The 17,663-nt window shown below is 64.9% G+C and carries 13 protein-coding genes, 1 tRNA gene, 1 pseudogene and 1 riboswitch; of the genes and pseudogenes, 14 read left to right on the top strand and 1 reads right to left on the bottom strand.

Annotated elements, in window-relative coordinates:
- Positions 1–93 precede the first annotated feature (93 nt).
- The 3 genes from G3N58_RS21805 to G3N58_RS21795 all read left to right on the top strand — a co-directional run bounded on the left by G3N58_RS21805 (position 94) and on the right by G3N58_RS21795 (position 3,714).
- Entirely contained in the window at positions 94–1,632 is a 1,539-nt protein-coding gene (locus tag G3N58_RS21805; RefSeq protein WP_167040770.1) for a sensor histidine kinase, read from the top strand.
- A gap of 240 nt (positions 1,633–1,872) precedes the next feature.
- On the top strand, positions 1,873–3,531 hold the full coding sequence (locus G3N58_RS21800; protein ID WP_167284973.1) for an MFS transporter: 1,659 nt from the start codon (positions 1,873–1,875) through the stop codon (positions 3,529–3,531).
- A 106-nt stretch (positions 3,532–3,637) separates the two neighbouring features.
- A tRNA-Met gene (locus G3N58_RS21795) sits at positions 3,638–3,714 on the top strand.
- A 798-nt stretch (positions 3,715–4,512) separates the two neighbouring features.
- Here G3N58_RS21795 and G3N58_RS21790 read toward each other — a convergent pair.
- Positions 4,513–5,469, bottom strand: a complete 957-nt coding sequence (locus tag G3N58_RS21790; protein WP_167040715.1) for an AraC family transcriptional regulator — start codon at positions 5,467–5,469, stop codon at positions 4,513–4,515.
- Positions 5,470–5,635: 166 nt separating this feature from the next.
- On the opposite strand from G3N58_RS21790, the gene G3N58_RS21785 reads away from it, so the two are divergent.
- The 11 genes and pseudogenes from G3N58_RS21785 to uca all read left to right on the top strand — a co-directional run bounded on the left by G3N58_RS21785 (position 5,636) and on the right by uca (position 17,655).
- Positions 5,636–6,391, top strand: coding sequence for an SDR family oxidoreductase (locus G3N58_RS21785; RefSeq protein ID WP_167040712.1), 756 nt, complete (start codon positions 5,636–5,638; stop codon positions 6,389–6,391).
- 146 nt (positions 6,392–6,537) lie between these two features.
- Positions 6,538–6,681, top strand: a complete 144-nt coding sequence (locus G3N58_RS21780; RefSeq protein WP_167040709.1) for a hypothetical protein — start codon at positions 6,538–6,540, stop codon at positions 6,679–6,681.
- 33 nt (positions 6,682–6,714) lie between these two features.
- Positions 6,715–7,246: pseudogene (locus tag G3N58_RS21775) on the top strand (PAAR domain-containing protein).
- A complete protein-coding gene (locus G3N58_RS21770) occupies positions 7,243–7,977 on the top strand; it encodes a VRR-NUC domain-containing protein (protein ID WP_206000181.1) in 735 nt (244 codons plus the stop codon). Before G3N58_RS21775 ends, G3N58_RS21770 begins: the two are co-directional and overlap by 4 nt.
- Positions 7,978–8,003: 26 nt before the next feature.
- Positions 8,004–9,086, top strand: coding sequence for a type VI immunity family protein (locus G3N58_RS21765; RefSeq protein WP_206000180.1), 1,083 nt, complete (start codon positions 8,004–8,006; stop codon positions 9,084–9,086).
- A 454-nt stretch (positions 9,087–9,540) separates the two neighbouring features.
- A riboswitch (guanidine-I (ykkC/yxkD leader) is annotated at positions 9,541–9,640 on the top strand.
- Positions 9,641–9,697: 57 nt separating this feature from the next.
- Complete coding sequence (locus G3N58_RS21760; RefSeq protein WP_206000179.1) at positions 9,698–10,768, top strand: putative urea ABC transporter substrate-binding protein; 1,071 nt, start codon at positions 9,698–9,700, stop codon at positions 10,766–10,768.
- 100 nt (positions 10,769–10,868) lie between these two features.
- Positions 10,869–11,681 carry an ABC transporter permease subunit gene (locus G3N58_RS21755; RefSeq protein ID WP_167040697.1) on the top strand — a complete coding sequence of 271 codons (813 nt, stop codon included), beginning with the start codon at positions 10,869–10,871 and terminating at the stop codon, positions 11,679–11,681.
- Positions 11,678–12,469 (top strand): ABC transporter ATP-binding protein, encoded by a 792-nt coding sequence (locus tag G3N58_RS21750; protein ID WP_167040694.1) that lies wholly within the window; start codon positions 11,678–11,680, stop codon positions 12,467–12,469. Before G3N58_RS21755 ends, G3N58_RS21750 begins: the two co-directional genes overlap by 4 nt.
- Positions 12,470–12,482: 13 nt before the next feature.
- Positions 12,483–13,199, top strand: a complete 717-nt coding sequence (locus tag G3N58_RS21745) for an urea amidolyase associated protein UAAP1 (RefSeq protein WP_167040691.1) — start codon at positions 12,483–12,485, stop codon at positions 13,197–13,199.
- 15 nt (positions 13,200–13,214) lie between these two features.
- On the top strand, positions 13,215–13,871 hold the full coding sequence (locus tag G3N58_RS21740) for an urea amidolyase associated protein UAAP2 (protein ID WP_206000178.1): 657 nt from the start codon (positions 13,215–13,217) through the stop codon (positions 13,869–13,871).
- A gap of 184 nt (positions 13,872–14,055) precedes the next feature.
- Positions 14,056–17,655: an urea carboxylase gene (uca, locus tag G3N58_RS21735; protein ID WP_206000177.1), complete on the top strand. Its 3,600-nt coding sequence runs from the start codon at positions 14,056–14,058 to the stop codon at positions 17,653–17,655.
- Positions 17,656–17,663: the final 8 nt, after the last annotated feature.

The raw sequence follows: 17,663 nt of genomic DNA, 5'->3' as shown, positions 1-17,663 counted from the left end.
GCCCCCCTCGCCGGACCCGGCCCGTCCAGTTCGCCGGCATCGGCGGGATCGGCCGCGATGCCGGCGAGCCACCACTACAAATAGAGGCCCGCGATGTCCGCACGCGCTGACCGTGCCCCGGCGCACGCGGCGGACCTCGACGAGGCGCGCGACGCGCGCTACGCCAACCCGTTCGCCCCGCCCGACGAAACCGAAGCCGCCGCCGAGGCGCGCCCGCGCTCGCTGTTCGGCGAAATTCTCGACTGGATGCTCGCGCCGCTGCTGCTGCTCTGGCCGATGAGCCTCGCGGTCACCTATCTGGTCGCCAAGTCGATCGCGAACGGCCCGTTCGACCGCGCGCTCGAAACCGACGCCTACGTGCTCGCGCGCCAGATCCATCCGGTCAACGGCGTCGCGGAGCTGTCGCTGCCCGACTCGACGCGCGATTTCCTGCGCGCGGACAACGTCGACAGCGTGTTCTACCAGGTGCTCGGCACGCGCGGCGAACTGGTCGCGGGTGAGCGCGACATGCCGCTGCCGCACGAAGAAGACCGGCCGCAACCGGGCATCGTCGAATTCCGCGACGACGTGCTGCGCGGCAACGACATCCGCGTCGCCTACACGACCGTCGAGTTTCCGCAGACGCGCGACGCGCAGCCCGTGCTCGTGCAGGTCGCCGAAACGCTCGACAAGCGCAGCCAGCTCGCCAACGACATCATCAAGGGCGTGATCCTGCCGCAGTTCGTGATCCTGCCGCTCGCGATCCTGCTCGTGTGGTTCGGCCTGTCGCGCGGGCTCGCGCCACTGCATGCGCTGCAGGCGCACATCCGCGCGCGGCGCCCGGACGACCTGTCGCCACTCGAAGCGCAGCGAGCGCCGCCCGAAATCGAGCCGCTCGTCACCTCGTTCAACGATCTGCTCACGCGCCTCGAACAGAACATGGAGTTGCAGAAACGCTTCATCGCCGACGCTGCGCATCAGATGAAAACGCCGCTCGCCGGCCTGCGCACCCAGGCCGAGCTGGCGCTGCGGCAGAACGCGTCGGCCGAGGTGCATCGCTCGCTCGAACAGATCGCGACCAGTTCCGAGCACGCCGCGCGGCTCGTCACGCAATTGCTCGCGCTCGCACGCGCGGAAAACCGCCGCTCGGGACAGATCTTCACGCCGGTCGAACTCGGCGAACTCGCGCGCAGCGCGGTGCGCGAATGGGTGCAGCCCGCGCTCGCCAAGGAGATGGACCTTGGCTACGAGGCGCCCGACGAGCCGGTCGAAGTGGCTGGCAATCCGGTGATGCTGCGCGAACTGCTGTCGAACCTGATCGACAACGCGATCCGCTATACGCCGGCGGGCGGGCGCATCACCGTGCGCGTGCGCAACGACGCGGCCGCGCGGCTCGTGCATCTCGAAGTCGAGGACACCGGCCTCGGCATACCGGCCGCCGAACGCTCGCGCGTGGTCGAGCGCTTCTACCGGATTCTCGGCCGCGAGGGCGACGGCAGCGGCCTCGGGCTCGCGATCGTGCGCGAGATCGCGGCGATGCACGGCGGCGAGATGACCATCGACGACAACGTCTACCAGGAGTCGCCGCGACTCGCGGGAACGCTCGTGCGCATCAGCTTGCAGGTGCCCGAACGGGGGCGGGACTTACCCTAACGCGGCCTGACGTCAGGTATCGCACATCCGCAATTTTGAGATACACGCTCGACAATTAGGCACAATTAAGCGAATCTTGTGCGACATTGAACGCACGTTGACGGTTCGTTCGCCGATTTATCAGGGACATCCCCTGCCCGGCCGCCGCGTCAGTAGGCCGTAAGTTTCCACTCCAATAATCGGTTGCACGGGAACGCCTGAGCCGGCGATCCGCGTGCATATCAATATGGGAGACGACCTATGGCTACCGTTGGCGGGCAAATCTCGCACGTGCCGATGACGCGCGATGAGAAGCGGGTGATCTTCGCATCGTCGCTGGGCACGGTTTTCGAGTGGTACGATTTTTACCTGGCCGGCTCGCTCGCGGCCTTCATCAGCAAGAGCTTTTTCTCCGGCGTCAATCCGACCGCGGGGTTCATCTTCACGCTGCTGAGCTTCGCGGCAGGCTTCGCGGTGCGGCCGTTCGGCGCGATCGTGTTCGGGCGTCTCGGCGACATGGTCGGGCGCAAGTACACGTTCCTCGTCACGATCATCATCATGGGCCTGTCGACGTTCCTCGTCGGCTTCCTGCCCGGCTATACGTCGATCGGCATCGCTTCGCCGGTGATCTTCATCGCGATGCGGCTGCTGCAGGGCCTCGCGCTCGGCGGCGAATACGGCGGCGCCGCGACCTACGTCGCCGAACATGCACCGGCGAACCGGCGCGGCTTCTACACGGCGTGGATCCAGACCACCGCGACGCTCGGCCTGTTCCTGTCGCTGCTCGTGATTCTCGGCGTGCGCACGTTCATGGGCGAAGACGCGTTCGGCACATGGGGCTGGCGTATTCCGTTCATCGTGTCGATCCTGCTGCTCGCGGTGTCGGTGTGGATTCGCCTGCAACTGCACGAGTCGCCGGTGTTCGAGCGCATCAAGGCCGAGGGCAAGACCTCGAAGGCGCCGCTCTCCGAGGCGTTCGGCCAGTGGAAGAACCTGAAGGTCGTGATTCTCGCGCTGCTCGGCTTGACGGCCGGCCAGGCTGTGGTCTGGTACACGGGCCAGTTCTACACGCTGTTCTTCCTCACTCAGACGCTGAAGGTCGACGGCACCAGCGCCAACATCATGATCGCGCTCGCGCTCCTGATCGGCACGCCGTTCTTCCTGTTCTTCGGCTCGCTGTCGGACAGGATCGGCCGCAAGCCGATCATCATGGCCGGCCTGCTGATCGCCGCGCTGACGTACTTCCCGCTCTTCAAGGCGCTCACGCACTACACGAACCCGGCGCTCGAAGCGGCGACGGCGAAGTCGCCGATCGTCGTGATCGCCGATCCGGCCGAGTGCTCGTTCCAGTTCAACCCGGTGGGCACGGCGAAGTTCGTGACCTCGTGCGACATCGCGAAGGGCGCGCTCTCGCGGGCCGGCCTGAACTATGACAACGTCGCGGCGCCGGCCGGCACGATCGCGCAGATCCGCGTGGGCGACACCGTCGTCAACACGTTCGACGGCCACGCGCCCGACGCGAAGGAGCAAACCAAGCTGTTCGAGACGACGCTCGCCGCGACGCTGAAGGCCGCCGGCTATCCGCCGAAGGCCAACCCCGCGCAGATCAACTGGCCGATGAGCATCGTGATCCTGACGATCCTCGTGATCTACGTGACGATGGTGTACGGGCCGATCGCGGCGATGCTGGTGGAGATGTTCCCGACGCGCATCCGCTATACGTCGATGTCGCTGCCGTATCACATCGGCAACGGCTGGTTCGGCGGCTTCCTCCCAGCGACCGCGTTCGCGATCGTGGCGGCGAAGGGCAACATCTACTCGGGGCTCTGGTATCCGATCGTGATCGCGGTGGTCACCTTCGTGATCGGCATGCTGTTCGTGCGCGAGACCAAGGACTCGGATATTTATGCGAAGGATTGAGGGGGTGTCCGGCGGCCGTGCTTAGGCAGCAGTCCGCGCTGTCTGAAAAAGTTGTGGGCCGGGGGTTGACAGCCTCCGGCTGCGTCAGCATAATCTCGCTTCTTTCGGCGAATTAGCTCAGTCGGTTAGAGCGACGGAATCATAATCCGCAGGTCCGGGGTTCGAGTCCCTGATTCGCCACCAGTTGCAAGAAAAAGCCGCTGCTTCTCACGAAGCAGCGGCTTTTTTGTTCTGGAACGCCGGGAATGCGCCCGAACAGGGGCATTACGCATCTAAAGCCCAAACGTTTTAGATGCGAGCGATTTTCCGGGAGCGGATGCTATCGCGCGCCGGCGGCTACCGTGTAGTACCGAGTCGTTCCCGCCACGCTGCAATGTGTCATAGCAACAGGAGGTCAGACCGAACGGGAGCAAACCCCGGCTATCCTGCTGGCCAGCCCCATTCCGCGGCGGTTGATCCTCGCCGCGCAGGCTGCGTCTCTGATGGAATTGGGAGCGCTCGTGCGGCTTCGATATGGTGGCCCGCGCCAGCAGTTTCGGCGTGACAAGGCCGGTTACAGGGATGCAGTCTGCTACCTCTACGGCTAAGCGCACACGCAGCATCTACCGCCTCACGGCAAAGGAATCGCAAATCACGCGACCGGTAAAGATCAAGTCGTACTCCATACCAAGCAAACATCGTGCGCAGAGGTTCACTCCTTCGCGCAAATCCTGTGCGCGCCTGTGAAGGCTGTAGGTAGCAGCTCGCGCAAATAAAATAAGCATCGAAAGCGAACGATGCCAGTGAGCGGCGCAGAACAACGTGTTACGCGCGCAGCAGCCCTGCGTATCCGGGGAGTTGAAAACGCAAACGGAGACGGTCATCCACGGCCCATAAACCGTAGTTGACATACAGCGAAAGTCCTTACAGCAGCAGGATAGGCTTGCGCCGGTTTTGGGCGCCGACGCAACATGGAAGCGCCGACCGGCTGTCAGCGGATTCTCACGACTGATTCGGTTCAAGTGGTAAAAGGCGCGCTCCGAGAATAGCTTCTGCAGACCTTCCCGCAGCAACGGTGCTGGTAGCATCCTTGATGGCATCGACGTCTCTGCTCGGAGGTAGGCCGAACATTCGCCGGTATTCCCGCGTGAATTGCTGGACGCTTTCATAGCCCACGGAAAACGCCGCGCCGCTGGCCGACACACCTTCCGACGCCATCAGCCTGCGAGCTTCGATCAGGCGCAATTGCTTCTGGAATTGCAACGGGGACAACGAGGTCGCCGCCCGGAAATGCTGGTAGAACGACGATGGACTCATGCGGGCCTCGGACGCCAGCCGCTCGATCGGCAGCGGCTGCGCGAACTCGCTGCGCAGCAGGGCGACAGCACGTGCCACGCGCTGGGTGTGGCTCTCCGGCCAGCCCAAGTGACGGATCGCGGCGCCGTGTTTTCCGACCAGCAGCCAGTAGTGCATTTCCCGCACGAGCTGGGCCTGCAGAACGGGCAGCGCCGCGGGGCGTTCGATCAGCCGCATCAGGCGCAGCGCTGCATCGGCCACCTCTGAGTCGGATGGCTCAACCCGCACGGGCGACCCTTGGGCCGCGGGCCCCAGTTTCATCTCCACGGCAAGTTCGGCGATAGCCGTCAGATCCAGATCCAGCACCAGCGAGAAGTACGGCTCGGCGGCGCTGGCGCGCGTGACCTGGCTTACCGTCGGCACGTCGGCCGTAATCAGCAGCGAATCGCCGGCGCTGAAGTCGAACGTTTTCGTACCCATCGTGACCCGCTTGCCTCCATGCAACACCAGGCAGGCCAGCGGCCGGGAAATCGCATAGTCGATCCCGCTCGGCTGGGTCGCCCGGATGGTGGTCAGGGCCGGAATGGGAGTTTGGGCCACGCCTGTCGGGCCAGTATAGGCACTCGCGTAGCGGCGCACCGCGTCGAGCAGGGTGTCGTTCATATCGTCGTGCTACGAGCGTTTTTTACCTCGGCATCCTAGCGCGTTTCAGGCGGCGCGAAATCCACCTTCGGAGGAAAAGGCCAAGAACTCGGCGATTCAGGCAAAGGTAATCCACGTTCCGCGCGACAAAATGAACGCCTTCTTACACGTTACCAAGGAGTCGTTCATGAGCAGGATTTCTGTCGTCACGGGTTCCAGCCGCGGCCTCGGCCGCAATACCGCCCTGGCCATCGCCAGTCGGGGCGGCGACGTCATCATTACCTATCACAGTCGCGAAGCAGAAGCCAAGGCCGTGGTCGCCGAGATCGAGAAGCTCGGTCGCAAGGCGGTAGCCCTTCAACTGGACGCCGACGACGCCACCACTTTCGCGGCCTTCGCAGAACGGCTGAGGACCGCGTTGCACCAGACCTGGCAGCGCGACAGCTTCGACCATCTCGTCAACAACGCCGGACATGGCGACGTGGCGCCGATTGCCGAGATGAGCGAGGACGCGTTCGACAAACTGGTCAATGTGCACTTCAAGGGCGTGTTCTTCCTCACACAGAAGCTGCTGCCCCTGCTCGCTGACGGGGGGCGCATTGTGAACCTGTCCACTGGTCTGACCCGAGTGTCTGCCGAAGGCTGGTCGGCTTATGCCTCGGTCAAGGGTGCAATTGAGGTACTGACCGTATATATGGCCAAGGAACTGGGTCGCCGCAAAATCTCGGTCAATGCGGTGGCGCCGGGCGCGATCGAGACTGATTTCTTCAACGGCGCCGTGCGTGATACCCCGGAATTCAACAAGTTCTTCGCGGACATGACGGCTTTGGGTCGCGTCGGTGTGCCTGACGACATCGGGCCGATGATCGCCAGCCTCTTGTCCGAGGACAACCGCTGGGTCAACGCACAGCGCATCGAAGTGTCGGGCGGTCAAGGCATCTGAGCCAGAATGCCGGACACCGACGAGTTTCATCAACAGCGAGCTTTATAAATTGGCGGATGCGCCACATCTGGCCGACGTCTTTGTCCCAAGGCCGGCTTACACGCTTATGTTGTTACGACCTGTTTCTATCGAAGGAGCGGACCGCCGTGCCTCTGATCCATGTTCATTACCCGACCGGTACGCTGGCTACCGAGGCGCGCAACGCGCTGGCCGAAGAATTGACGCATGTCTCCGCTTCAATCTCTTCGTTTTCAGCCGACCGCTTCGATATCATCATACGAAGCGGTTAAAGTGAAGCCCTACCGAAACTTCGTCAGCTTGCAATGAGCGCTTTTATTCGCGAAGGCGATACGACAGATCACGGTGGCAGAGTGTTCGCCTAACAGCCAGGTCGAAAGCAAATCCGTCGCCCGTTTGGGAGACATGGTCTCGTGCCCCAAGTGCGGGGGCGTCTACCCGATCGTCCAAATCCTGCCGCGCGGGATGACCATGCATGGAAAGCCGCCGGCCTTTGAAGGCGACAAAACGGCTTGCGGCGCCACGCTGATCGCGTCCCAATCGGTCGCGACGGCTCAGCCCACCAGCGGGGCGAGCGGCCAAGCGGGAGCAATCGCCAACCACGAGGCAACAGGCGACGGAGCCGGGCCGTATCGAGGCCGGTTCCAGGTGCTGGACGAAACGACCGGCAAGCCAATCGCCAACCACCCCTACACACTTCACACCACCGACGGCCAAACTCTTTCCGGACAGACCGACGCAAGCGGATACACGCAATGGCACGAAGCCGACGCCCCCGCGTCGCTACGGTTCTCGTCGGAGTCGACGCAGTCAGCAGGCGTTGAGGATGGTGCATGAGCGGCCCCGGCTACGGGACCGGCTCTGGAGCTGGAGGCTTGACGAGCGGCGGCCAAACGACGCCGGTTCAACTGCGGCCGGCGTTTCCCGACCCGATCGACAAAAAGGTCATCTGCAAAGCCATTTGCGTGTGCAGTCGCGAGCCGGACACCGGGTCCACCGGGCAAAGCCTCAGGCAGCAGTGCGTGTCGCGGAACCTGCGCGACGTTGACCGATCGATGGACTGGCAGAGCCCCTACAAATCCGAGGTGAACTACGACATGACGCAGACGCCACCCGCGCCAATCATGCGCTCAGCGTCACCGACCGAGGCACACCCCTACCTGCCGGGCTGGATCGCCAAATACTGGCCGGGGGGCCTGGACGCGTATTCCACTGGCTCCAACGCCGTGCGCCGACCAGACATCGTTATCGTCAAGGACGGCTCGCTCCCGCCGACCCAAGACAACATTAAGGGCGTGATAGAGATCAAGTTTCCGCCGCAAACCAAAGATCCCGAACAGGACGACGACTACGCGCGGATCGCCGGCTCCCCCAGCAAGGTCGCGACGATGGGGCCGGGAGACTGCGACTGCTCGGAGGACGACAACGGCGAAAGTCCCGTTCGTGCGCTCTCCGAAGCGCTTTCCGGGCTCGGCCGTTCGTTGCGCCAGATGATGGGGCAAGGCCCCTCGTCGCTACCGGGCATGGGCGGATTGCCAATGCCGCCCACACCAATTCCCGTTCCATAATTCAGATTTGCCGGCATCGAACGACCATGGACAAGAACTTTCTCGATTGGGCCAAAGCCAACCAGGGCAAGGCGCTGGTGCAAAACGCGCTGTTGGAGCCTCGCTACGCCCACGAGGGCATCGGCGCCGCAGTCGTCGTCCGCGCTTCGCTTTACTTCGAGCGAGCGTTCGACACTGCCGTCCGCGAGGCGCTCGTCGATTGCTTCGAAGACTATTGCGCGTCACCGGGCTGCAAGCTGACGTTCCTGTGGCATAACGGGAAGACCGCGCAAACGTTCGCCAAGGCCAAGCCCATGAGAGCTATCGCCGCGAGTCTCGGCCCGGAAGATCGCTTCGACTTCTGCTACGTCGGCGGAGAGCGCGCGTCGGACGCGAGCCTGTTCGAGTTCAAGATCACCGGCCTGCGCCAATGGCAAGAGAAGATGGGCACACGAGGGCTCAACTCCCTGGCGTTCTCCTGGCCAATCGTCGCGGTTCAGGAGAACCCGGACGCCTTCGCCAAGCTGTTCTTCGACGCGGCCACGCGCGTGAGCGCGGTCCATGGCCAGGCAGGATGCGCGGTCAATCTGTCACCCACCGAAGCCGAGCCGAACGAGCCAACAGAATATTGGATTTCGCAACTCATGCCAGGCCTCGACGTGGGCAGGCCGGAGTTCAACTCCGTCCGCGACCTGAAAGGGAAAATCAAAACCGTCAACTGGCTGACCGCAATCAGCAAGCCGATGCTCGCGGAGACCGGCGGAGTCGCGGCGTTGCGCTCCGAGTTACCGCCGAGCTGGTTCTCGATCGGTGATTACGGTGCAGGAATCGCCATTCGCGCTGGTGTTCTGCCCGAATCAGGCATCTCGGACAACGAGGACAAACCTCCAGTTCCGCCACCCGCCTACGTGGTCCTCGACCATGCGCTGCGCGCAATACGAGCTCAGGAGATGGATGTTCTTCAACGCGGCACCGTCAACGCGGGGGCACCGGTCTACAACACGCGCCAATCGACGGCCGCCTGGCTGCGCCGCTTCGAAACGGACGAAAACGGCCTGCTCGCCGCGAAAGCCGCGTTGCTCGACACGCCACCCCTCGCGCCTTCCAACACACTGCCGAATCCGCTTTGACGCGGCTCGCCGCTCTCTTCGCCTTCCGCCGGGTCAAAGGCAAGCGCCCACGCCCGGCGTAGCGCACCCTTGAGACACGACGACCGCGAAAAATGGCACAGGCTTCACGAAGCCGCAACGCGTAGCGCGACCGCACGCTCAAACTCAAATCACCGCTATCTCGTTGTTCACCGACGCCCTTGAACGGGCGCCGGTGACGTGCCGTTTCGCTTGAGAATCATGCAGTGGACGGCGCAAAGCCGAGTCATCACCCCGGCGACTTGCCACTCCCCCACCGCCCGAATCAAGTGCACGCCCTGACGCACATCAGTGCACGCCGTCCCCGCCCCAGGGCAAAAACGCCGCCTTCGCCGCACCAGGTCCTCGACTCAGCCGCGACATCGCCCCTGGCACGCTTCCCGCTTTAAAGAGCGCGCAAGGAGCCGGCGCAACCTCCGGTTCGACAAACAATCTGGCAATGGACGGCTAGGGTTCCGGCCTGCTTCGCGCAGGTGCTGGTCCGAGAGCTGTCGACCTCAGGCGAGGTTACACGGCGGGACAAAAGCCCGGGAGAGAACGCGATGTTTGCGCTGCTCCCTGCCGTCGCTAACCGTCCCATCCGAGGTCAACCCATGTTCAAGCTCGTGCGCTGTCTTGGCATTGCCGCCGTCTCCCTCGCCACACTCGCCTCCGGTTCCGCGTTCGCCGCGGGCCGCAACGACTTCAAGGTCTGCTGGACCATCTACGCCGGCTGGATGCCGTGGGGCCAGGCGAAAACCCAGGGCATCGTGTCCAGATGGGCCAAAAAATACGGCATCAATGTCGACGTCGTGCAGCTGAACGACTACGTCGAATCCATCAATCAGTACACGGCCGGCAAGTTCGACGGCTGCGCGATGACCAACATGGACGCGCTGACGATTCCCGCGGCCGGCGGCGTGGATTCGACGGCCCTGATCGTCAGCGACTATTCGAACGGCAACGACGGCGTGCTGATGAAGGGCAAGGGCAAACAGATCGCCGACCTGAAGGGGCAGCAGGTCAACCTCGTGCAGTTCTCCGTTTCCCATTACCTGCTCGCGCGCGCGCTCGAAAGCGCGCATATGAGCGAGCGCGACCTCAAGGTCGTGAACACGTCGGACGCCGATATCTCCGGCGCCTTCGCAACCCCTTCGGTTCGCAACACGGTCACCTGGAACCCGATGCTCGCCGATCTGAAGGCGCAGCCAAACGTCAGCGAAGTATTCGACTCCAGCAAGGTCCCCGGCGAAATCATGGACATGATGGTCGTCAACACGAAGACGCTGCAGGAGAACCCCGCGCTCGGCAAAGCACTGACCGGCGCCTGGTTCGAAATGGTCGCGCTGATGCACGCCAACTCCGCGGCCAGCACCTCGGCGCTGACCTCGATGGCCAAGGCCTCGGGCACCGATCTCGCCAACTTCAAGGGCCAGTTGTCGACGACCGCCCTCTTCTATTCGCCGCAAGCCGCGCTCGCCTTCGTCACGAACCCCGACATGCCGAAGATCATGACGCGCGTCGCGCAGTTCTCGTTCGATCATGGCCTGCTCGGACAGGACGCGAAGAGCGCGGATGCGGTCGGCATGGCGTTCGACAAGGGCGTCGTCGTCGGCAACCGGAACAACGTCAAGCTGCGCTTCGATCCGACCTACGTTGCGATGGCGGCGGCGGGCAAGCTCTGAGAGGGGCGTTCAGGGTTCCTTATCAGAGCTCCCGCTTCAGGTTCCTATCCGAGGCACCTATCCCAGGCTCCCACTCCAGTCACTCCACCAGGCGTTCACCATGCGACTCATCAATCGACATCCGAGCCGGATCGGCGGCTTGATGCTGCTCCTGCTGCCGTTCGCCGTGCTGTTCGCGGTCTACTTCACCGGCTCCTCGATGCGGCTCTCGCTCAATCCCGATGACAAGCTGCTGCCAAGCGCGACGCAAATGAGCGATGCGGTGAAATCGGCCGCCTTCACCGAGGACAAACGCACCGGCGAATACCTGCTGTGGGCCGACACGCTGTCGAGCCTGCGGCGGCTCGGCATCGGCCTCGCCGTGAGTGCCGTGATCGCGCTCGTCGCAGCCATCGCGACCGGCTCGTTTCCGCTCGTCGGCGCGACGCTCTCGCCATTCATCACCGTCGTCTCGATGGTGCCGCCGCTCGCGGTGCTGCCGATCCTGTTCATCGTGTTCGGACTCGACGAGTTGTCGAAGGTCGTGCTGATCGTGGTCGGCATCACGCCGGTCATCATTCGCGACCTGCATGCCCGCGCCCGCGAGATTCCGGTCGAGCTGTGGGTCAAGGCTCAAACGCTGGGAGCCACGAGCTGGACCGTGATTCTGCGTCTGGTGCTGCCGCAATTGCTGCCGCGCCTGCTGGTGGCGACGCGTCTGTCGCTCGGCGCGGCGTGGCTCTTTCTGATCGCCGCCGAAGCGATCGCGTCGACCGACGGCCTCGGCTACCGCATCTTCCTCGTGCGCCGCTATCTGGCGATGGACCTGATCCTGCCGTACGTCGCGTGGATCACGCTGCTCGCCTGGCTCACCGACGAACTGCTGCGCCGGCTCACGCAATGGTGCTTCCCGTGGTACGGAGGCGCGCGATGATCGAAGTCCGCAACGTCTGGAAAGAGTACGGCGACCAGGTCGTGCTGGAGCGTCTGAATCTGACCGTCAAGGAAGGCGAGTTCTGTTCGATGGTCGGCGCGTCCGGCTGCGGCAAGTCGACGTTTCTGCGGCTGCTGCTCGGTCAGGAACGCGCGACGCGCGGCACGATCCTGCTCGACGGCAAGCCGCTGCCGGCCGAGCCCGACCGGCATCGCGGCGTCGTGTTTCAACGCTACTCGGTGTTCGACCACCTGAGCGTGCTGCGCAACGTGATGCTGGCGCTCGAACTTCCGCACGCGCAGCTCACCGGCCGGCTGTTCGGCTCCCGCCGGCGCGCGGCGCGCGACGAGGCGGCGGCGATGCTCGAACGCGTGGGCCTCGGCGCGGCGCTCGACAAGTTTCCGCAGCAACTCTCGGGCGGCATGCAGCAACGTCTCGCCATCGCGCAGGCGCTGATCACGAAGCCGCGCGTGCTGCTGCTCGACGAACCGTTCGGCGCGCTCGACCCCGGCATCCGCAAGGACATGCACGTACTGCTCTCCGACCTGTGGCGCGAATCGAAGCCTACGATCTTCATGGTCACACACGACCTCAAGGAAGGCTTCACGCTGGGCAGCCGCGTGCTGGTTTTCGACAAGGTGCGCGTCGATCCGCAGGCGCCCGGCGCCTACGGCGCGCGCATCACCTACAACATTCCGCTCGACCGCAGCCGCGCCAGCGCGTCGGCCGTGCATCTCGCCGAGGCGGCCGTGCGAGGCGCCTCCGGCATCGAGCTGGTCTCCGACTGAAGGACACTCCGTTATGAATCCAGGTACGACATTGCTGCTCGAAGAAACCGTCCCCGGCGGCGCTCACACGTCGCTCGTCGTGAAGCGCGGGCAGTCGCTGCGCGTGACCGATCTGCGCGGCGGCGCAAACGTCAGCGTGATGATGGTCAACGCGACGGAAAAGAGCGAACGGCTCAATCTGCCCGATTCGCTGAAGTGCCAGCACACGGCGAAGCTCACGGCCGGGCACTGTCTCTACTCCGACATGGGCCGCGTGCTCGCGGCGATCGTCGCGGATACCTGCGGCTGGCACGACAGCATCGGCGGCGTATCGAACGCCGCCGAGGTTCTCGAACGATACGGCGCGGGCCGCTACGAGGAACTGCGCAACGCGTTCTATCGCAACGGCACCGACAACCTGCTCGTCGAAATGGGCAAGTGGGGCCTCGGCATCGAGGACCTGCTGATGACGCTCAACCTCTTCAGCCGCGTCGATGTCGCTGACGACGGCGCACTCGAATTCGTGCCCGGCAACTCGAAGGCCGGCGACTACGTCGAGCTGTACGCGCCGATGCATACGCTCGTCGTGCTCACCGCGATCCAGCATCCGCTCGACCCGAACCGCGAGTACGCGCCCAGGCCCGTGAAGCTCGCATTGCGCGACGCGTCCCCCGAGGTCGCCGAAATCTGCCGCAGCGCCTGCGAGGAAAACGTACGCGGCTTTATCAACACCGAACGCTTCTTTCTTTGAGCGGAGACCCGGCACATGACTCATACGCTTACGAACGGCGCGCTGACCGTCAGCGACAAACATCCCGACCACGCGGCCTACCGCGCGACACTCGCGGCGGGCGAGCCGTGGCTGCACGAGCTGAAGGCGAGGCAAACGCTGCGCATCGTCGATCTCGAAGGCAACCAGGCGGTCGACACGCTGTTCTACCGCCTCGCCGATCCGCGCGAGCGCTTCGACCCGCAACGCACGTTGCGCCGGCAAAAGCGCCTCTATCTGACGGCGGGCTCGGTGCTGTATTCGAACCTCGGCAATCCGATGCTGACGATCGTCGCCGACACGTGCGGCCGTCATGACACGCTCGGCGGCGCCTGCGCGCAGGAGAGCAACACGGTGCGCTACGCGCTGGAGAAGCGCTACATGCACAGCTGCCGCGACAACTTCCTGCGCGCTTGCGCTCACGACGGGCGGCTCGCGAAGCGGGACCTCGGCGCGAACGTCAACTTCTTCATGAACGTGCCGGTGACGGCCACGGGCGGGCTCACGTTCGAAGACGGCATTTCCGCGCCGGGCAAGTACGTCGAGTTGCGCGCGGAGATGGACGTCATCGTGCTGATCTCCAACTGCCCACAGCTGAACAATCCGTGCAACGCCTACAACCCGACGCCCGCGGAGCTGCTGATATGGAACTGAAACGCATCCGCGAGTGGCTTTTTCTCATCATGCTGGTTCGCTCGGGGCGCTATTTCACTCACACGCGCCCCCTCACGCGCGCCGAACCGGCCCGGACAGATCGCTGACGCGACTTCGGCCGTGGACGACCACGGCCGGCTATTCCCACGGCGGGACGGCCCGCCTCCGAATCAAGACACCTGCCATGTTCGAGAAGATTCTGATCGCCAATCGCGGCGCTATCGCGTGCCGCATTCTCAGGACGTTGCGCGAACTCGACGTCACCGGCGTCGCCCTCTATGCGGAAGCCGACCGGGCGAGCCGCCACGTCAGCGAAGCGCCCATCGCGCACGCGCTGGGCGAAGGCCCCGCCGCGACGACCTATCTCGACGTGGGAAAAATCCTCGGGATCGCGCGTCGCGAAGGCGTGCAGGCGATCCATCCCGGCTACGGGTTTCTGTCGGAAAACGCGGCGTTCGGCGAAGCCTGCGAAGCGGCCGGCATCGCCTTCATCGGACCGACGCCCGCGCAGCTGCGCGCCTTCGGCCTCAAGCATACGGCTCGCGAAATCGCAGCCACGCAAGGCGTGCCGATGCTCGAAGGCACCGGGCTCCTCGCCGACCTGCCGACGGCGCTCGCCGCCGCGCAAACCATCGGCTATCCGGTGATGCTGAAAAGCACCGCGGGCGGCGGCGGCATCGGCATGCGCGTGTGCTGGAGCGCCGCTGAACTCGGCGCCCATTTCGAGGCGGTCAAGCGCCTCGGCGAAAACAACTTCAGCGATGCCGGCGTGTTTCTGGAGAAGTACATCGAGCGGGCGCGGCATCTCGAAGTGCAGGTATTCGGCGACGGCCAGGGCGACGCGCTTGCGCTCGGCGTGCGCGATTGCTCGGTGCAGCGGCGCAACCAGAAGGTGCTCGAAGAGACCCCCGCGCCCTGCCTGCCCGACGGCATTCCGGCTGCCTTGTGCGAGGCCGCGGTCAAGCTCGCGAAAGCGGTCGGCTATCGTTCCGCCGGCACGGTCGAGTTCGTCTACGACAGCGCCGCCGAACAGTTCTATTTCCTCGAAGTCAACACGCGCCTGCAGGTCGAGCACGGCGTGACGGAGCAGGTCTGGGGCGTCGATCTCGTGCGCTGGATGATCGAACTCGCGGCCGGCACGCTCGCGCCGCTACGGCAACTCGCGGCGGGCCTGACGCCGCGCGGGCATGCGATCCAGGCCCGGCTCTACGCGGAAGATCCGGGCCGCGATTTCAAGCCGAGTCCGGGCCTGCTGACCGACGTCGCGTTTCCGCACGCGGACGGCCGCGCGCTGCGCATCGACACGTGGATCGAAGCTGGTTGCGACGTGCCGCCGTATTTCGACCCGATGCTCGCGAAGGTGATCGCCTGGGCGCCGACGCGCGACGAGGCGCGCCACGCGCTCGACGGCGCGCTGCGCGACACGCGCCTCTACGGTGTCGAGACGAATCGCGACTATCTGCGCCAGATTCTGTGCGCGAGGCCGTTTGCGTCCGGCGAGCCGTGGACCCGCTGTCTCGAAGGACTCAGATACCAGGCGAGCACGGTCGAAGTCGTCAGCGGCGGCACGCAGACGACCGTGCAGGACTATCCTGGCCGCCAGGGATACTGGGCCGTCGGCATCCCGCCTTCGGGACCGATGGACGACCGAGCGATGCGGCTCGGCAATCGCCTGCTCGGCAACGCGGCCGATGCCGCCGCGCTCGAAATCACCATGAGCGGGCCGACCCTGCGCTTTAACACCGACGCCGTGATCGCCATCACGGGCGCGCCGATTCCGGTGCTGGTCGACGACGTCGCGCAGCCGCTCAACACGAGCCTCCACGTGCGGGCCGGCGCGACGCTCGCGCTCGGCACGATCCGCGGCGCGGGCGCGCGCGCTTATCTATGCGTGCGCGGCGGCTTCGATGTCGCGCTCTACCTCGGCAGCCGCAGCACGTTCACGCTCGGCCAGTTCGGCGGACATGGCGGGCGCGCGATCCGCGCGGGCGACGTGCTGCACCTCTATCCGCTCGACGACGCGCGGGCCGGCGCCGCGCTCGCCGACGTGCCGACGCTCGACAGCGTGCGCACGCTGCGCGTGATTTACGGTCCGCATGGCGCGCCCGAATACTTCAGCGCCCGGTATATCGAGCAGTTGCTCGAGACCGAGTGGGAGATTCACTTCAACTCCAGCCGCACCGGCGTGCGCCTGATCGGACCGAAACCCGAGTGGGCGCGCGAAGACGGCGGCGAGGCCGGACTGCATCCGTCGAACATTCACGACAATCCGTACGCGATCGGCGCCGTCGACTTCACCGGCGACATGCCCGTGATTCTCGGCCCCGACGGCCCGAGCCTCGGCGGCTTCGTCTGCCCGGTGACGATCATCGAGGCGGACCTGTGGCAGATCGGCCAGCTCAAGGCCGGCGACAGGATTCGCTTCGTGCCCGTCGAAGTCGAGGCGGCGCGTGACGCGGCGCGCGAGCGGCTGCGCGAACTGGAGACGCTCGACATTCAGCGAGGTGCGCCGGGCGGGAGAAAAGCAGCGCTGACCTCGCCCATCGTTCTCGATACCGGCGCGGATCGCGAACGGCTCGTCGCGCGCGTTTCCGGTGACACGCATCTGCTGCTCGAAATCGGCCCGGCGGAACTCGACCTCGTGGCGCGCTTCCGCGGACATGCGCTGATGCAGTCCCTCGAAGCCAAGGCGCTCGCCGGCGTCATCGACCTCACGCCGGGCATCCGTTCGCTGCAGATTCACTACCGTCCGGAACAATTGCCGCTCGCCCGGCTGCTGCAGATCGTCGCGCAGGCATGGGGCGACGTGCTGTTGCACAAGGACCTGCGCGTGCCGTCGCGCATCGTGCACCTGCCGCTCTCGTGGGACGACCCCGCGTGCCGGCTCGCGATCGAAAAATACATGACCACGGTGCGCAAGGACGCGCCGTGGTGTCCGAGCAACCTCGAATTCATTCGCCGCATCAACGATCTCGACTCGATCGACGCGGTCCGGCGGATCGTCTTCGAGGCGAGCTATCTCGTGATGGGACTCGGCGACGTGTACCTCGGCGCGCCGGTCGCGACGCCGCTCGATCCGCGCCACCGGCTCGTGACGACGAAATACAACCCAGCGCGCACGTGGACCGCGGAGAATTCGGTCGGCATCGGCGGCGCGTATCTGTGCGTGTATGGCATGGAAGGGCCGGGCGGCTATCAATTCGTCGGCCGCACGTTGCAGATGTGGAACCGCTATCGCAACGACGCGGACTTCGCCGGCCAGCATTACCTGCTGCGCTTCTTCGACCAGATCCGCTTCTACGAAGTCCCGGCCGACGAACTGCTGCGCATCCGCGCGGATTTTCCGCTCGGACGTTATCCGCTGCGGATCGAGGAGTCCGAACTTTCCCTGCCGGACTACCAGGCGTTTCTCGCCGACGAATCCGCCAGCATCGCGCAGTTCCGCGCGCGGCAACAGGCGGCCTTCCAGGCCGAGCGCGAGCGCTGGCGCGCAGCGGGCGCCAGCGAAGACACGCTCGAAACGCCGCCCGCCGAAGACGCTCAACTGGCGCCGCTCAAGGACGGCGAAATCGCGGTGGACAGCGAGATTGCCGGCAGCCTCTGGCAAGTCAAGGTGAAACCCGGCGATGCGGTCGATGCGGGCGACGTGCTGCTCGTCATCGAGTCGATGAAGATGGAAATCTCGGTGTGCGCGCCGTGCGCCGGAACCGTCGGCGAAATCTACGTGGCGCCGGGCTCGCCCGTGCGCGCGGGGCAACGCGTGGCCGTCGTCGAACGTCACTAGATTCCAGG

Origin of the sequence: Paraburkholderia sp. Ac-20342 (genome assembly GCF_017104985.1) — a bacterium.
Classification (GTDB): Bacteria; Pseudomonadota; Gammaproteobacteria; order Burkholderiales; family Burkholderiaceae; genus Paraburkholderia.
This window is presented reverse-complemented; position numbering and strand designations above follow the sequence as displayed.

Coding starts and splice junctions, on each gene's coding strand:
- G3N58_RS21805 (WP_167040770.1), top strand. CDS start 94: ATGTCCGCACGCGCTGACCGTGCCCCGGCGCACGCGGCGGACCTCGAC.
- G3N58_RS21800 (WP_167284973.1), top strand. CDS start 1,873: ATGGCTACCGTTGGCGGGCAAATCTCGCACGTGCCGATGACGCGCGAT.
- G3N58_RS21790 (WP_167040715.1), bottom strand. CDS start 5,469: ATGAACGACACCCTGCTCGACGCGGTGCGCCGCTACGCGAGTGCCTAT.
- G3N58_RS21785 (WP_167040712.1), top strand. CDS start 5,636: ATGAGCAGGATTTCTGTCGTCACGGGTTCCAGCCGCGGCCTCGGCCGC.
- G3N58_RS21770 (WP_206000181.1), top strand. CDS start 7,243: ATGAGCGGCCCCGGCTACGGGACCGGCTCTGGAGCTGGAGGCTTGACG.
- G3N58_RS21765 (WP_206000180.1), top strand. CDS start 8,004: ATGGACAAGAACTTTCTCGATTGGGCCAAAGCCAACCAGGGCAAGGCG.
- G3N58_RS21760 (WP_206000179.1), top strand. CDS start 9,698: ATGTTCAAGCTCGTGCGCTGTCTTGGCATTGCCGCCGTCTCCCTCGCC.
- G3N58_RS21755 (WP_167040697.1), top strand. CDS start 10,869: ATGCGACTCATCAATCGACATCCGAGCCGGATCGGCGGCTTGATGCTG.
- G3N58_RS21750 (WP_167040694.1), top strand. CDS start 11,678: ATGATCGAAGTCCGCAACGTCTGGAAAGAGTACGGCGACCAGGTCGTG.
- G3N58_RS21745 (WP_167040691.1), top strand. CDS start 12,483: ATGAATCCAGGTACGACATTGCTGCTCGAAGAAACCGTCCCCGGCGGC.
- G3N58_RS21740 (WP_206000178.1), top strand. CDS start 13,215: ATGACTCATACGCTTACGAACGGCGCGCTGACCGTCAGCGACAAACAT.
- uca (WP_206000177.1), top strand. CDS start 14,056: ATGTTCGAGAAGATTCTGATCGCCAATCGCGGCGCTATCGCGTGCCGC.